We start from the raw sequence: 14813 nt of genomic DNA on the forward strand, positions 1-14813 counted from the left end.
TCTCCCCGCGGAACGAGAAGGCGGCGTAACCCATGACCACGATCCACATCGACCACGTGTCCCGCTGGTTCGGCAACGTCGTCGCCGTCAACGACGTGACGATGGACATCGGGCCCGGCGTCACCGGTCTGCTCGGCCCGAACGGCGCGGGCAAGTCCACCCTGATCAACATGATGGGCGGCTTCCTGGCCCCCTCCACCGGCACCGTCACCCTCGACGGCACGACCATCTGGCGCAACGAGCAGGTGTACAGGCAGATCGGCATCGTCCCCGAGCGGGAGGCGATGTACGACTTCCTCACCGGCCGCGAGTTCGTCGTCGCCAACGCCGAGCTGCACGGCCTGCCCGAGCCGGACGCGGCGGCCCGGCGGGCGCTGGCCACCGTCGAGATGGAGTACGCCCAGGACCGGAAGATCGAGACGTACAGCAAGGGCATGCGGCAGCGCGTGAAGATGGCCTCCGCGCTGGTCCACGACCCGGCCGTGCTGCTGCTGGACGAGCCGTTCAACGGCATGGACCCGCGCCAGCGCATGCAGCTCATGGAGCTGCTGCGGCGGATGGGCGGCGAGGGCCGCACCGTGCTGTTCTCCTCCCACATCCTGGAGGAGGTCGAGCAGCTCGCCTCGCACATCGAGGTGATCGTCGCCGGCCGGCACGCCGCCTCCGGGGACTTCCGCCGCATCCGCCGGCTGATGACCGACCGGCCGCACCGCTACCTCGTGCGGTCCAGCGACGACCGGGCCCTGGCCGCCGCGCTGATCGCCGACCCCAGCACCGCGGGCGTCGAGCTGGACAGCTCCGAGAACGCCCTGCGCATCCAGGCCGTCGACTTCACGCGCTTCACCGAGCACCTGCCGCGCGTCGCCCGCGAGCACGGCATCCGGCTCCTCACGGTCTCGCCCTCGGACGAGTCCCTGGAGAGCGTCTTCTCCTACCTCGTCACGGCCTGACCCGGCCCGGCAACCACCCAAGGAGCCTCTTCGCGATGTACGACCCCACGGTCGCCCGGCTCACCTACCGGGCCCTGCTCGGCCGCCGCCGGGCACTGATCCTGTTCATCCTGCCCGCCCTGCTGCTGGTGATCGCCGTCGCGGTCCGGCTGCTGGTCGGCGCCGACGACGAGACCACCGTCAACGTGCTGGGCGGCTTCGCGCTGGCCACCATGGTCCCGCTGATCGGCGTGGTCGCCGGGACCGGCGCGATCGGCCCGGAGATCGACGACGGCTCGATCGTCTACCTGCTGGCCAAGCCGGTGAAGCGGCCCACGATCATCCTCACCAAACTGGTCGTGGCCGTCGCCGTCACCATGGCGTTCTCCGGCATCCCCATGCTGATCGCGGGATTCGTCCTGAACGGCAACAGCCAGCAGATCGCCGTCGCCTTCACCGTCGCCGCGGTCGTCGCGTCCATCGCCTACAGCGCGGTCTTCCTGCTGCTGGGCACCGTCAGCCGGAACGCGGTCGTCTTCGGCCTGATCTACGCCCTGATCTGGGAGTCCCTCTTCGGCAACCTGGTCCCCGGCGCCCGCACCCTCAGCATCCAGCAGTGGGCCCTGGCGCTGGCCGAGAAGACGGCGGCGCCCGACGTGGGCATCACCTCGGACGTCGGCCTGGTCACCGCCGCGATCCTGCTGGCCGTGGTGACGGTGGCGGGCACCTGGTACGCCGGGCAGAAGCTGCGCACCCTCACCCTCGCCGGCGAGGAGTGAGCCGTCCGGCACCTTCCGCCGCCGAACGCCCGTGGGCCCCGCCGCTCCTCCTCGGAGCGGCGGGGCCCGCGCATGACCGGAGAACCCGGCCGGCCGGCGCCGCGCGGGGCAACGGCGGAAACGCCGGGAAAGGGAATTCATTTGTCCGCCAGGAATTCCGGACACCAGACGAGAACGACGCGGCCTTTCTGCGAATGCGGTGGAGGCGGTGCATGGTGGCCGAGGGAAGACGCGAGTGAATGCGAGGCGGCAGGCAGTCGATGAAAAGAAACACGGTGCTGATCGGTGTGGCCGGTGCGACGGCAGCGGTGCTGGCCTTGTCCGCCGTTCTCCACGGGGATTCATCACCCGGGGACCCGGATGATTTCGCCGGGAATCCGGTCGAGTTGACCGAGCCTCCCGGCGATGCCCGACTGGAGCGTGCTCTTCCGGTTCCCGAGCCTCCCCACCGGGTCGAAGGGATCCGCGCGTCCTTCGTGAGCGACGTCTCGTACACCGGCGAGCGGTGCGGGGCGAGGGTGATCCGGGAGGCGACCGGAACGGGCCCTGTCACTCTCACGGTGGGGGGCGAGGTGTCGGCCGGGGCCTCCTACTCGGCGGAGGGGCCGGTGACCCCCGGTGCCTTCGAGGGGGATCCCGGGAGCCGGCGCAGGTCGATCCCCGTGAGCGCGTCCCACCAGGTGCCGAGCGGGAAGTTCGGCCGTCTCGTGGTGCGCTCCCTCTACGACGTCTACAGGTACCGGGTGAGCGGCGACGGAGCGCGACGCGTCCCGGGCACCGCCGCGATCCCCGTGGGGTACTGCTACGAGGAGAAGGCCTCCTGACCGTTCGCGGGCGTGGCACCCGCACGCTCCCGCCACCGTGTCCGCAGGCGTTCGGTGACCGGCGGGGCCTCCGGGGCGGTGGCGGCAGGTCCCCCGGGGCACGGGGAGCATTCGCGCTCGCGCCGTCTTCCGGACATTCCGTCGGCGCAATGTCCCCATATATGGGATGCCGCGCGACATGGCCCGTGGCCGCAGGGATCGGATTCGGCCATGACGCATGCGGGGCCGAAATTAGTTTCCACCGCCACGCGTCCTGTGCTTATAGTGCTGGTGCTTCGCGGGTCTGACCGGCTCGCACGGATAACGGGGGGTCGGGGGACTTTCTGTGCCCTTGGGCGCCTCGCGCGATTCACCAGGGGGTATCCATGTCAATTTACAGGTCTTCTCTGCGTGCCGCGGCAGTGGCCACGGCGGTCGTTTCCCTCGGCCTGACGAGTCCCCAGGCTTTCGCCGCCGGCAGCGCCGGAGTCACGGGCGTCGAAATGTCGGCGAAGGCGAACGCCGCCACCCGCGCCATCGCGGCGGCGGACCCGCAGGCCGCCCGGGCCACGGCCAACCTGTGCGGCTCGGGCTACTCGCTCGTCTACGCCGAGCGCCTTCCCGACGAGCGGAGGTTCGGAACCCTCTTCACCTACACGAAGGGGACCACCCAGACCTGCGCCGTCTTCGACAACAACCTGGGTGTCCGGAAGTACATGAAGCTCAAGCTGTGCGACAACCGGGTCAACGCGACCTGCCGCACGGACGAGGGCGACTTCATCCAGTACGCCGGCCCCGTCCGTCTCACGACCGACTTCAACCACTGCATGAGGGTCACGGCGATCATGAAGGACTCGGCCAGCTCCAATGTGGCGCTCATCGACCGCGTGACCTACGCGACTCCCTGCAACTGACGGGAGACCGGGCAGCTCCGCCGTGCCCGCACCCGCCCGTGCGGGCACGGCGGTCGCCACCGGAAGCCGGAAGAAGACGGCCCACCGTTCCACCCACGCCTGTTCGGCTCTCCGGAGCCCCGTGGTGCCGGAACGGCCCAGCGGAAGGGAACCTCATGGACGAGCTTGTCCTGCGCGCGCAGAGATTCATCAACCGGACGTATGCCGGCGTGAGCGGCATACCCCAGGTGGAGGAGAACGGGAGGACGAGCTGGGAGGTCATGTACGCCCTCACCCGCTGTCTCCAGTACGAGCTGGGCATAACCGCCCTGTCCAACAACTTCGGCCCCGGCACCCTCTCGGCCCTCACCACCAAGTACCCCAAGCTCAACAGGGACACCGTCCCCTCCGCGAACTTCTGCCGGATCATCCAGTCCGGTCTGTACTGCAAGGGCTACGACGGCGGCGAGATCGACGGCATCTACAACTCCCGCGTCCAGGCCGCCGTCACCAGGCTCAAGCAGAACATGGGCGTCGACAGCGTCTACCCCGGCTCCGACCTGACGCCGAAGGTCTTCAAGGGCCTGCTCAACATGGACCCCTACGTCACCGTCAACGGGGGCTCCGAGACCATACGCTCGATCCAGCAGTGGCTGAACGGGCGGTACGTCAACCGTCAGGACTTCTTCGTCATCCCCTGCGACGGGCACCACTCCCGTGATGTCGCGAAGTCCATGCTGCTGGCGATCCAGTACGAACTCGGTATGGCCGACGGGGTCGCCAACGGCGTCTTCGGACCCGGGACCCAGGCCGGGCTGAAGTCCCACACCGTGGGCGTGGGCAGCACCGGCACCTGGGCGCTGCTGTTCACCGCCGCCATGGTCCTCAACAAGCGCGGCGTTCCCTTCGGGAACTTCACGGCAGCGGTCAAGACCGGGGTCGAGGAGTTCCAGTCCTTCGTGAAACTCCCGGTCACCGGCCGCGGCGACTTCCAGACCTGGGCCTCCCTGCTCGTCTCCTACGGCGACCAGAGCCGCAAGGGCACCGCCTGCGACGGGGTCACGATGATCACGCCGGCGCGTGCCCAGACCCTCAAGGACGCCGGATACAGGTACATCGGCCGCTACCTGTACAACCCGAGCACGACCTCGTTGCCGGAGAAGCAGATCCAGCCGGGCGAGCTGGAGGTCATCGCCGACTACGGGCTGCGCTGCTTCCCCATCTTCCAGACCTGGAGCCGGTCGGCGGACTACTTCAGCTACTCACAGGGCACCTTCGACGCCTTCAAGGCCATCGAGTGGGCGAAGTACCACGGCTTCAAGCCCGGCACCATCATCTACTTCGCCGTCGACTACGACGCGATGGACGGCGAGGTCACGCAGTTCGTCATTCCGCACTTCCGTGGCGTCATGCGGACGATCAGGGAGAACTCCGGCTACGACGTCGGCGTCTACGGACCGCGGAACGTGTGCCAGCGGGTCGCCGACGCCGGCTACGCCGCCACGAGTTTCGTCTCCGACATGTCCAGCGGCTTCTCCGGAAACCTCGGCTACCCGCTGCCGACCAACTGGGCGTTCGACCAGATCTCCACCATCACGATCGGCTCCGGCAGCGGTGCGATCGAGATCGACAACAACATCGCCTCCGGCCGCGACACCGGGCAGGGCAGCTTCGACGAGGGCTCCTACCCCGACGGCGTCGACGTCGACTTCGACGACTCCTACCGCGACACCGTGCTCAGGGAGGTCCAGGAGTACCTGGAGTCCATCGGCGTCCCGGAGACCGGCGGAGACGGCTGGACCGACAAGGACTGGGCGACGCTGGGCGGCATCTCCACAACCAAGGCGTTCGACACGGTGCTGTCCGCCGACTGGCTGTTCACCTCCCTCGCCCGCAGCCTCAAACTCCGCAAGGCACTGATCCAGGCCCCGGTGATGTGGGAGCTGCGCAAGTTCAACCCGCTGGACGTCGCCGCCGACGAGGCCGTGAAAGCGGGGCTGAAGGACGACTCCAGCACCGGCTGGGGCCAGATCTTCGCCTGGGTGGCCATCGAGGCCCGCAACTACTGCATACGGCAGGGCGTCATCAACGGCGTGCCCCTGACAGACGACGACAAGCCCGCAGTGTGGAGGAACCTCCACGAGGATCCGCTGTACAACGTCCGGACAGCGGCCTACCTGACCATCTACAACGCCCACCAACTGGGGATCGCGCGACCGAACCTGAACACCGGGGAGGCGGACACCCAGGCCCTCCTCGCCCGCTACAACGGGACCAACGAGGACGCGCAGCAGTACGGCCGCGAGCTGATCGGCCTGTACCGCGTGCTGGAGAACTACAACAAGCTCCTCCGCAGCAAGTGACGCCTGCCGTGCGTGTGAGCAAGGAACCGGCAACGGCCCGGAAGTGGCTGGTCTGCGCCGGCGCGAACCTCCTGATGGGGGTTCCCCTGATCGTCCCGGTGTGGATCGTGTCGTACTTCGCGGCCAGCGTCCCGCTGGCCGCGCTGGGCTGGACGCGGGCGGAGCCCACGGACAACGACGGGCTGCTGCCGTGGCTCGTGGTACTGCTCCCGTCCGCCGCCCTGTTCTTCCTGTGGTGGCTCGCCAACAGTGCCATCGCGCGCAGGACTGGTGTGCGGGGCAGGGCCTACTGGTCGGTCAGTGCGGCGACGGCGCTGGTTCCCACTCTTGTGTGTGTGGTCGTGACGACTCTCCTCTGAAAGGTACGGAAGCATGGGATCGGACATCACCCGGCGCACCATCCTGATGAACACGGCCGCCGTCGGCGTCGGTACGGCGGTCGCGGCCGCCGTACCGACGGGTGTGGCAACGGCCGCCCCCTCGGCGGGCCGGCCGGAGAAGCAGCCGGAGAAGCGGCCTGTGTCGGCGAACGGCTGGGAGATCGAGGACCGGGCCGACCACATCTCCACCGTGTGGACCAGACCGGTGTCCGGCACCGGCCTCGAGACGGCCCTCCGTATCGGAGACGTCGAAGCCGTCCTCGTCCACGTGATCCGCCGTTTCCACTACGAGGTCGAGCGGATCAACACCATCGACCTGGCCGGCTGGCGCAAGCTGGGCGGGACGTCCCGGAAGCGGCCGGAGTCCAACCTGTCCTCCGGGACGGCGGTGCGCATCCGCCCGGGTGCCGGGGCCGAGGACAGCTACTTCCCCCAGCAGGTGCTGACCATCCGGGACATCCTCGCCGACTGCGAGGGCACGGTGCGCTGGGGTGGTGACGACGAGGACGTGGACGAGTCGCTCTACTACGTCGCCGTCGGCCCGGACAGCGAGGCCCTGCCCCGCGTCGCGTGGAAGATCCGGGAGTGGAACGCCACGCCAGGCGCGGGAGCCGGGGTCATCGTCGACCCCTCGCTCCCCGCCCGGCGGAAGCGGGTGCAGCGGTACCGCTGACACTGCGGGCCCGGAGCTCGGCGCCGCACGGCGGCGCCGAGCTCCGGGCCCGCGTCACGTCGGGGAATCAGGAGCCGGACGAGGGCCGGGTCAGGCGCCGGCGAGGCCCGCCTTGAGGGCGGCGGCGATCTTCACGACGCGCTCGGCCTGGACGCGGGCGGCGGTGCGGGTGGTGTCGTCGACCGGGTTGTTGCCCTGGGCGTCCACGTGGGAGGTGCCGTACGGGTTGCCGTCGGCGAACTTGGACGGGTCGGTGTAGCCGGGCGCGACGAGGATGCCGCCGAAGTGGTGGATGGTGTTGTACAGGGCCAGCAGGGTGGACTCCTGGCCGCCGTGGGCGGTGGCGGAGGAGGCGAAGCCGCTGTAGACCTTGTCGGCCAGCTTGCCCTCGGCCCACAGGCCGCCGAGGGTGTCGATGAACTGCTTGAGCTGTGCGGATATGTTGCCGTAGCGGGTGGGGGAGCCGAAGATCACCGCGTCGGCCCACTCCATGTCCTCCGGCGTGGCCTCGGCCGTGCCGGCGGTGGCGGCGGCGTGGGCGGCCCAGGCGGGGTTGGAGTCGATCGCGGCCTGCGGGGCGAGCTCGGCGACCTTCCGCAGCCGGACCTCGGCACCGGCCTTCTCGGCCGCCTCGCGGATCTCCTGGGCGATCGTGGAGATCGTGCCGGTGGAGGAGTAGTAGACGATGGCGAGCTTGACGGGGGTGCTCACAGCGGGGTCTCCGTTCCGTTGACGGTCGGTGTGCGGTTGCGGGACGTACCTGTCGGCGGGCATGGCGGAGCCGCCTCGCGCCTCGCGGCGGGTGCCCTCCGACGGCACTGATTGAACACTAAACCATTGTGCGGGTGCTCGAATTCCCGTGGGGCGGTGGACCGGGCAGGACGACGGAGCCCCGCCGCGCGACGCGACGGGGCTCCGGACGGACGGTGCGGCTCAGGTGGTGGGCAGTTCGCCGTCCTTGAGGCCGGTGACGAAGGAGCTCCAGCACTGCGGGGGGAACGTCAGCGCCGGGCGGTCGGGGTGCTTGCTGTCGCGTACGGGGACGGTGCCGGAGTGTGCGCGGGCCGGTGCCCACTCAAGGCAGCTTCCGCCTCCGTTGCCGCTGTGGCTGGACTTGACCCACTCCTCAGGGGAGAGGTCCGCGAGGTTGCTCATGTCGGTAGCGCTTCCATGACGGACCGGATGAAAGCCGCCGAGTCACGCGGCGACAGGGCACATGCTCTGAGCAGATCGTAGGCCCGCTGACGGTCCGCGACGCTCTCCATGTCCTCCAGCAGCGTCCCGGTGGTGATGCTCTCCTCCCAGGCGACCTGTGTGCCGCCGTCCAGGGACATCAGCGTCAGCGTGCCTCCCACCAGGGCATGTCCCCCGTGTTCGAACGGGAGAACCTGGAGCACGGTTGTCGGTGTGAGGGTCAGCTCGGCGAGGCGGACCAGTTGGGCCCGCATGACGGCCGGTCCGCCGAAGCCGCGGCGCAGTACCGCCTCGTCGAGGATCAGGGAGAGGTCCGGCGGGGAGGCGCCCCGCAGCAGGGCCTGGCGGCTCATCCGGGCCGTGACCAGCTCCTCGATCTCCTCCCGCGTCGCCTTGGGGTTGGCCACGGTGAACTGGGCGCGGGCGTACTCCTCCGTCTGCACGAGTCCCGGCACGATCTGACCGGCGTACTCCTCGATGAGCCGGGACTGGGCCTCCAGCGCCATCCGGCGCCGGAACTGGTCGGGGTGGATCTCCCGGCACGCGAGCCGGTACAGCTCCGCGAAGATCCCGTCCGTTTCGAAGGCCATGTCCAGCGCGGTCGGCAGCGACGGGGGCGGCATGACCTCGGCCGTCCCGATGCGGGACAGGTGGCTGCGGCTGGCGTTCACCACGTCCGCCAGTCCTTCCAGGCTCATGCTCGTCCGCTCGCGGTGGGCGCGCATCTTCGCCCCGAACAGATGCCGGGCGCTGCGGTCGGGTGTCAGATCGCGAGGTCGTGCGGGCACTTCGGGCAACTCCCGTCTCCCCAGCCGGAACGTGGGACATCAACGCCTTCCGACCGTAGGCGGGAGTTGTCGCTCTGTGGATACGAACGGTTACGCAACACACGGAACGGTGAAAGGTGCCAGGCATGGACGAGCTGGTGATCGCCCCCGAGCCGGGGACGTACGTCTACGACCCGGAGCGGGGCGAGGTGGGCGAGTACGTGGCCCGGGAGGTGGACCGGGCGGGGCCGTGCGCCCGGATCCGGCCGGTCGGGGGCGGGCAGGAGTGGGTGGCCGACCTGGCGGGGCTCCGCCCCGCCACCCCGTGCGAGCGGCTCCGCGCCGTGCTCGGCGCCGCCAACGCCGGGCGGCGGTGGGGCCGGTGACGTACCCCGCCACGGCATCGGCGCCGGTGCCGCCCGCGTGCACGGACGACGGCAACGGGTGGACCACCGGCACCTGCTGGCTGTACTGCCGCCGGTCCGGGGTCCGGGTGCTGTGCGTCGGGACGGCGGTGACGCCGAACGGTGCCGCCCGGCTGTACGCGTGCGGCGGGTGCCTGGCCGAGCTGGACTGGACGGTCCGGCTCCGGCCCGCCGCCCCCGGACACGGCGGCCGGTGAACCACCGGCGGACCGGCGCCCCGGGCCGGGTGCGCGGTCCCGCGGCGTTCCGGACGGCCCCGTACGCTGGAAGCATGAGCACGACACGGTGGCTGGACGAGCGCGAGCAGCGAACCTGGCGGGCCTTCCTCGGCGCCACCCAGCGGGTACGTGAGGAACTGGACCGCCAGATGCAGCGCGACGCCGGGATGCCGCTGGCGTACTACCAGATCCTGGCCATGCTCTCCGAGGCACCCGAGCGCACGCTCACCATGAGCCGGCTGGCGCGGATCACCGGCTCCTCGGCCAGCAGGCTCTCGCACGCCGTCGCCCGGCTGGAGGGCAAGGGCTGGATCAGCCGCTGCCAGCACCCCGCCGACCACCGCACCACCCTGGCCACCCTGACCGACGAGGGGTTCGCCGAGCTGGAGGCCGTCGCCCCGGGGCATGTGGAGCAGGTGCGCAACTCCCTGTTCGACCACCTCGACCCCGAGCAGACCGAGCAGCTCCTCGACATCTGCCTGGCCGTCCTGGCGGACACCCGGGAGGGCGCCCGGGAGAACGCGGAGTCCTGAGCCCTCCCGTTGCCGCCGCCGCAGCCCGGGCCGTGTCCGGTGCGGACGGTGGTTCCGCGCGGTCGCCCGGAGGCTTCTCACGCCCGGTGGGCCGGGACGTAGGCTGGCCGTGACATTCCGTTTCGGGCTTCTCGTTTTCGTCTGCCGGACGGCAGGCCACGGCTCCACGCATGGTGAGGGCGACGGCCGGACGCGGGCCACACCCGCCTGACAGGTCGTCCTCCATGACTCCTTTCGAACCCTCCGCCCGCGTGCTCCGTGTTCTGCTGCGGGCGTTCCATCTGGCCGCCTTCGAGGAACTGCCGGGGTTGTTGGCCCGTCATGCCGCTGAGGCCGGGCTGCACCATGCGACGGTCCATGTGGCCGACCTCCAGGAGAAGGTGCTGCGGGAGGTCACCGGGCAGGGCCTGGACGCCGGGCAGGGCGGGCAGGAGACGCGCATCGACACCACGCTGCCAGGCAGGGTCTTCCGCAGCGGTCAGCCGCTGTCCGCGTCCGTCGACGGATGGGTGCAGCACTGGCTTCCCGTCCTGGACGGCACCGAACGCCTCGGTGTGCTCCGCCTCGACACCGCCGGCGAGCCGGACGACCCGACGCGGCAGACGATGGAGGACCTCGCCTCCCTCACAGCCCTGCTGCTGGTCGCCCGGCGGCACCACAGCGACTCCTACGCCCGACTCGTCCGCATCAACCCCATGTCGGTCTCCGCCGAGATGCAGTGGACCCTCATGCCGCCGCGCACCTTCGCCAGCAGCAGGGTGACCATCACCGCCGCGATGGAACCCGCCTACGCCGCCGCCGGTGACGCCTTCGACTACGCCCTGGCCGGTGACACCGCCCACCTGGCCGTCTTCGACGCCATGGGGCACAACACCGCCGCCGGGCTGACCGCCAACCTCGCCATGGCCACCTGCCGCAACCGGAGACGCCAGGGCGGAAGCCTCACGGATATCCGCGACGCCATCGAGGCCACCCTGATCGAGCAGTTCACCCACACCCGCTACACCACCGCCGTGCTGGCCGACCTGGACCTGGCGACCGGCCTGCTCACCTGGATCAACTGCGGGCACCCGCTGCCGATCCTGATACGCGGCGGACGCTGGACCACTCATCTGCACTGCCGGCCCACCCACCCCCTGGGCACCGACCTCGGTCTCCCGGCGACCCTGTGCCGCGAACAGCTCGAACCCGGGGACCGGCTGCTGCTCTACACCGACGGCATCACAGAGGCCCACGACAGCAAGGGACGCGAGTTCGGCCGCGACCGCTTCGTCGACTTCATCATCCGCCACCAGGCCGGTGGCCTCGCCGCCCCCGAGACCCTGCGCCGCCTGGTCCACGCCGTGCTCGACCACCACGACGGGCGGCTCAACGACGACGCCACCGTCCTGCTGTGCGAGTGGCACGGCAACGCCGGGACGGCCCCGCCCGTCCAGTACGGGGGCGGCCCCCGGCAGGACACCGCCGGCCGGCCCTGACCCCGGAACACCGGGGTGCCGGGGGACGCTAGTGGCCGCGTTCCGCGCCGCCGTTGACCTGCACGGTCTGCGCGGTGATGTGGCCCGCCTCCGGGGAGGCCAGCCAGTGCAGGGTGGCGGCGACGTCGTCGGGGGTGCCCGCGCGGCCGTTCAGCGTCTCGCCGATCCGCAGCCGCCGCCGTTCCTCGGGCAGCCCGCCGGAGCCGAAGAACCCGGTGTCCTCGATGTAGCCCGGCGCCACCAGGTTCACCGTGATCCCGCGCCCGCCGAGCCGCCGCGCCAGGTCGTACGCGTACGGGTGCAGCGCCGCCTTGGCCGCCGCGTACGCGGTGGAGCCGGAGCCCCGGTAGGCGGCGATCGAGCTGAGGAGGAGGACCCGGCCGCCGGGGGAGGCGAGCTGCTGGCCCAGTGCCTCGGTGAGCAGGACGGCGGTGAGGGTGTTGAGCCGGAAGTTCAGCGTCCAGTCGCGGGCGACCGGCTCCAGGGGATCACCGCCGGGCGGCGGGGCGTCCGGATCCGGCTCCAGGCGGCCGTTGCCGCCCGCGCTGTGGATCAGGACGTCCACGCGCCCGCCGCACCGCTGTGCGGTGAGCTCCGCGACCGTACGCGCGCCTGCCGCCGTCGTCAGGTCGGCGGGGCAGCACAGCGCGTCCGGCAGCTCCCCGGCCGCCCGCCGCAGCACCTCCGCGCGGCGCCCGACGAGCACCACCCGGTCCCCGTCCGCGGCGAACCGCCGCGCCGCCGCCAGTCCGATGCCCGTACCGCCGCCGCTGATCACCACCGTGCGTGTCATGGGGCGGAGGATACGGGCCCGGGGGCGCGGTCACATCTCGGCGAGCAGCCGCTCCAGGACGAGGGCGATGCCGTCCTCGTCGTTGGTGGCCGTCACCTCGTCGGCCACCGACAGCACCTCGGGGTGGGCGCCGCCCATGGCGACGCCGTGGGCGGCCCAGGCGAACATGGGGATGTCGTTGGGCATGTCGCCGAAGGCGATCGCCGCCGTCGGCGACACCCCCAGGCGGCGGGCGGCGATCGACAGGCCCTTGGCCTTGGACAGCCCCAGCGGCAGCAGCTCGACGATGCCCTCGCCGGAGACCACCACGCCCACCAGGTCGCCCGCGGCCCGCCGGGCGGCCGCCGCCAGGGCGTCGTCGCCGAGCCCGCCGGGGTGCTGGAGGTAGATCTTGTTCAGCGGCTCGGCCCACAGCTCGGCCGGGTCGGTGGTGGACGACGCGGGCAGCTCCCCGTCCCCCACCCGGTAGCCCGGCCCGAACAGCACCCGGCCGTCCAGCCCGTCCCGGGAGACGGCCAGGGCCAGCGGGCCGGTCTCCGCCTCGATGCGCTCCAGCGCCAGCAGGGCCTGCCGCCGGTCGAGGGTGACGGAGGTCAGCAGCCGGTGCTCGCCCGCGTGGTAGACCTGCGAGCCCTGGCCGCAGACGGCCAGGCCGTCGTAGCCCAGCTCGTCCAGGATGTACTTCGTCCAGGGCACGGCGCGGCCGGTGACCACGATGTGCGCGGCGCCCGCCGCCGTGGCGGCGGCGAGCGCGTCGCGGGTGCGGGGCGAGACGGTGCCGTCGCTGCGCAGCAGGGTGCCGTCGAGGTCGGTGGCGACCAGCCGGTACGGGAGGCGGGTGGCGGAGGGGGCGGGGGCGGCGCTCACCGGCCGACGGGTTCCAGCACCTCGCGGCCGCCCAGGTACGGCCGGAGGATCTCCGGGACCCGGACCGAGCCGTCGGCCCGCTGGTGGTTCTCCAGCAGGGCGACGATGGTGCGGGGCACCGCGCACAGCGTGCCGTTGAGGGTGGCCAGCGGACGCACCTTCTTTTTGCCTTCTCCGCCGCCTCCGCCGCCTCCGCCGTCCTCGCGCATCCGGATGGACAGCCGCCGGGCCTGGAACTCGTCGCAGTTCGAGGCGGAGGTCAGCTCGCGGTACCTGCCCTGGGTGGGGATCCACGCCTCGCAGTCGAACTTCCGCGAGGCGGAGGCGCCCAGGTCGCCGGTGGCGACGTCGATCACCCGGAACGGCAGTTCCAGGGCGTTGAGCCACTGCTTCTCCCACTCCAGCAGCCGTGCGTGCTCGGCCTCGGAGTCCTCGGGGGCGACGTAGGAGAACATCTCCACCTTGTCGAACTGGTGGACGCGGAAGATGCCCCGGGTGTCCTTGCCGTACGAGCCGGCCTCGCGGCGGAAGCAGGGCGAGAAGCCCGCGTACCGCAGGGGCAGCTTCTCCCCGTCGAGGATCTCGTCCATGTGGTAGCCGGCGAGCGGGACCTCGGAGGTGCCGACGAGGTAGTAGTCGTCCTTCTCCAGGTGGTAGACGTTCTCGGCGGCCTGGCCGAGGAAGCCGGTGCCCTCCATGGCGCGCGGCTTGACCAGCGCCGGGGTCAGCATGGCGGTGAAGCCCGCCTCGGTGGCCTGCGCGATCGCGGCGTTGACCAGGGCCAGCTCCAGCAGGGCGCCGACGCCGGTGAGGTAGTAGAAGCGCGAGCCGGAGACCTTGGCGCCGCGCTCGACGTCGATGGCGCCGAGCGTCTGGCCGAGCTCCAGGTGGTCCTTCGGCTCGAAGCCCTCGGCGGCGAAGTCGCGCGGGGTGCCGTGCGTCTCGCGGACGGTGAAGTCGTCCTCGCCGCCGACGGGGACCTCGGGGTGGACGAGGTTGCCGAGCCGGAGGAGCAGCCGCTGGGTCTCGGCGTCGGCCTCGTCCCGCTCGGCGTCGGCGGCCTTGACGGCGGCGGCCAGCTCGCCCGTCTTCTTCAGCAGCTCGGCCTTCTCCTCGCCGGCGGCCTTCGGGATCAGCTTGCCGAGCTGCTTCTGCTCGGCGCGGAGCTGGTCGAAGCGGGCGCCGGACGACCTGCGCCGCTCGTCGGCGGAGAGCAGGGCGTCGACGAGGCCGACGTCCTCTCCACGGGCGCGCTGCGAGGCGCGCACACGGTCGGGGTCCTCACGGAGCAGGCGAAGGTCAATCACGCGGCCAGGGTACCGGGGGCGGGCGTCGCGCTCGACTCGATATGGCAGTACGTGGGTATTTGCCCTTTTTGTCCATTGCTTGGATTACGGAATGACCGCCGTCAAGTGAATTCGCAGTTGTCACCGTGCCGAGTGTGCGGCGGGCGCCGGGGGGACGGAATTCCGTTTCGGTGACGTCGCCGGACGGCGGGCGGCGGACGCGGCCGACGAGGGTGGTCGGCGCGAGTTATCCACAGGTTGCAGGAGAGGGCCCCGAAGTTGTCCACAGGAAGCGGGAAAATCCTGTGGAAGAAACGGCGATACGGCCTGTCCGGGGATGCGCTCGGCCATGGATTCCCCTTTGCCGCGAGCGCTACACGCCCTTGCGGGCGAAAAGGACGCCCTTCCGGTTGTAGGGCAAGTGCCGATCAA

Annotated in this window: 17 protein-coding genes; 11 read left to right on the forward strand and 6 right to left on the reverse strand. The window is 70.9% G+C overall.

All coding sequences use genetic code 11. The features are described 5' to 3' along the window. Positions 1-32: 32 nt before the first annotated feature. The 7 genes from V1L54_RS09320 (at position 33) to V1L54_RS09350 (ending at position 6820) form a co-directional block, all read left to right on the forward strand. A complete protein-coding gene (locus V1L54_RS09320; protein WP_330117429.1) occupies positions 33-950 on the forward strand; it encodes an ABC transporter ATP-binding protein in 918 nt (305 codons plus the stop codon). A 35-nt stretch (positions 951-985) separates the two neighbouring features. After that, a complete protein-coding gene (locus V1L54_RS09325) occupies positions 986-1708 on the forward strand; it encodes an ABC transporter permease (protein ID WP_330117430.1) in 723 nt (240 codons plus the stop codon). A gap of 476 nt (positions 1709-2184) precedes the next feature. Then, the gene (locus V1L54_RS09330; RefSeq protein ID WP_330117431.1) at positions 2185-2532 is read left to right on the forward strand and encodes a hypothetical protein; all 348 of its coding nucleotides are present in this window, start codon (positions 2185-2187) and stop codon (positions 2530-2532) included. Between the two features lie 482 nt (positions 2533-3014). Beyond that, positions 3015-3425, forward strand: coding sequence for a hypothetical protein (locus V1L54_RS09335; protein WP_330117432.1), 411 nt, complete (start codon positions 3015-3017; stop codon positions 3423-3425). 155 nt (positions 3426-3580) lie between these two features. Beyond that, positions 3581-5767, forward strand: coding sequence for a glycoside hydrolase domain-containing protein (locus tag V1L54_RS09340; protein ID WP_330117433.1), 2187 nt, complete (start codon positions 3581-3583; stop codon positions 5765-5767). 14 nt (positions 5768-5781) lie between these two features. After that, a complete protein-coding gene (locus tag V1L54_RS09345; RefSeq protein ID WP_330117434.1) occupies positions 5782-6126 on the forward strand; it encodes a hypothetical protein in 345 nt (114 codons plus the stop codon). 13 nt (positions 6127-6139) lie between these two features. Next, positions 6140-6820, forward strand: coding sequence for a hypothetical protein (locus V1L54_RS09350; RefSeq protein ID WP_330117435.1), 681 nt, complete (start codon positions 6140-6142; stop codon positions 6818-6820). Between the two features lie 90 nt (positions 6821-6910). Here the strand turns inward: V1L54_RS09350 and wrbA are convergent, their stop codons facing one another. The 3 genes from wrbA to V1L54_RS09365 all read right to left on the reverse strand — a co-directional run bounded on the left by wrbA (position 6911) and on the right by V1L54_RS09365 (position 8802). Then, positions 6911-7531: an NAD(P)H:quinone oxidoreductase gene (gene wrbA, locus V1L54_RS09355; RefSeq protein WP_330117436.1), complete on the reverse strand. Its 621-nt coding sequence runs from the start codon at positions 7529-7531 to the stop codon at positions 6911-6913. 222 nt (positions 7532-7753) lie between these two features. Continuing rightward, positions 7754-7975, reverse strand: coding sequence for a DUF397 domain-containing protein (locus V1L54_RS09360; RefSeq protein WP_330117437.1), 222 nt, complete (start codon positions 7973-7975; stop codon positions 7754-7756). Further along, the gene (locus tag V1L54_RS09365) at positions 7972-8802 is read right to left on the reverse strand and encodes a helix-turn-helix domain-containing protein (protein WP_330117438.1); all 831 of its coding nucleotides are present in this window, start codon (positions 8800-8802) and stop codon (positions 7972-7974) included. The genes V1L54_RS09360 and V1L54_RS09365 overlap by 4 nt, the downstream gene beginning before the upstream one ends. A 125-nt stretch (positions 8803-8927) precedes the next feature. Between V1L54_RS09365 and V1L54_RS09370 the strand changes: the two genes are divergently transcribed. The 4 genes from V1L54_RS09370 (at position 8928) to V1L54_RS09385 (ending at position 11435) form a co-directional block, all read left to right on the forward strand. After that, positions 8928-9167, forward strand: coding sequence for a hypothetical protein (locus tag V1L54_RS09370; RefSeq protein WP_330117439.1), 240 nt, complete (start codon positions 8928-8930; stop codon positions 9165-9167). Further along, positions 9164-9403, forward strand: coding sequence for a hypothetical protein (locus V1L54_RS09375; protein ID WP_330117440.1), 240 nt, complete (start codon positions 9164-9166; stop codon positions 9401-9403). Before V1L54_RS09370 ends, V1L54_RS09375 begins: the two co-directional genes overlap by 4 nt. A gap of 74 nt (positions 9404-9477) precedes the next feature. Next, the gene (locus V1L54_RS09380) at positions 9478-9957 is read left to right on the forward strand and encodes a MarR family winged helix-turn-helix transcriptional regulator (RefSeq protein WP_330117441.1); all 480 of its coding nucleotides are present in this window, start codon (positions 9478-9480) and stop codon (positions 9955-9957) included. A gap of 224 nt (positions 9958-10181) precedes the next feature. Next, complete coding sequence (locus tag V1L54_RS09385) at positions 10182-11435, forward strand: PP2C family protein-serine/threonine phosphatase (protein WP_330117442.1); 1254 nt, start codon at positions 10182-10184, stop codon at positions 11433-11435. A gap of 28 nt (positions 11436-11463) precedes the next feature. On the opposite strand, the gene V1L54_RS09390 is transcribed toward V1L54_RS09385, so the two are convergent. Genes V1L54_RS09390 through serS form a run of 3 tightly spaced genes read right to left on the reverse strand, consistent with a single transcriptional unit; the run spans position 11464 to position 14402 of the window. Next, positions 11464-12228 carry an SDR family NAD(P)-dependent oxidoreductase gene (locus tag V1L54_RS09390; protein WP_330117443.1) on the reverse strand — a complete coding sequence of 255 codons (765 nt, stop codon included), beginning with the start codon at positions 12226-12228 and terminating at the stop codon, positions 11464-11466. A 30-nt stretch (positions 12229-12258) separates the two neighbouring features. Next, positions 12259-13095, reverse strand: a complete 837-nt coding sequence (locus V1L54_RS09395; RefSeq protein ID WP_330117444.1) for an HAD family hydrolase — start codon at positions 13093-13095, stop codon at positions 12259-12261. Beyond that, a complete protein-coding gene (serS, locus tag V1L54_RS09400) occupies positions 13092-14402 on the reverse strand; it encodes a serine--tRNA ligase (RefSeq protein ID WP_330117445.1) in 1311 nt (436 codons plus the stop codon). Before serS ends, V1L54_RS09395 begins: the two co-directional genes overlap by 4 nt. Between the last annotated feature and the right edge of the window lie 411 nt (positions 14403-14813).

Source organism: Streptomyces rubellus (assembly GCF_036323805.1).
In the GTDB taxonomy this organism is placed as follows: domain Bacteria; phylum Actinomycetota; class Actinomycetes; order Streptomycetales; family Streptomycetaceae; genus Streptomyces.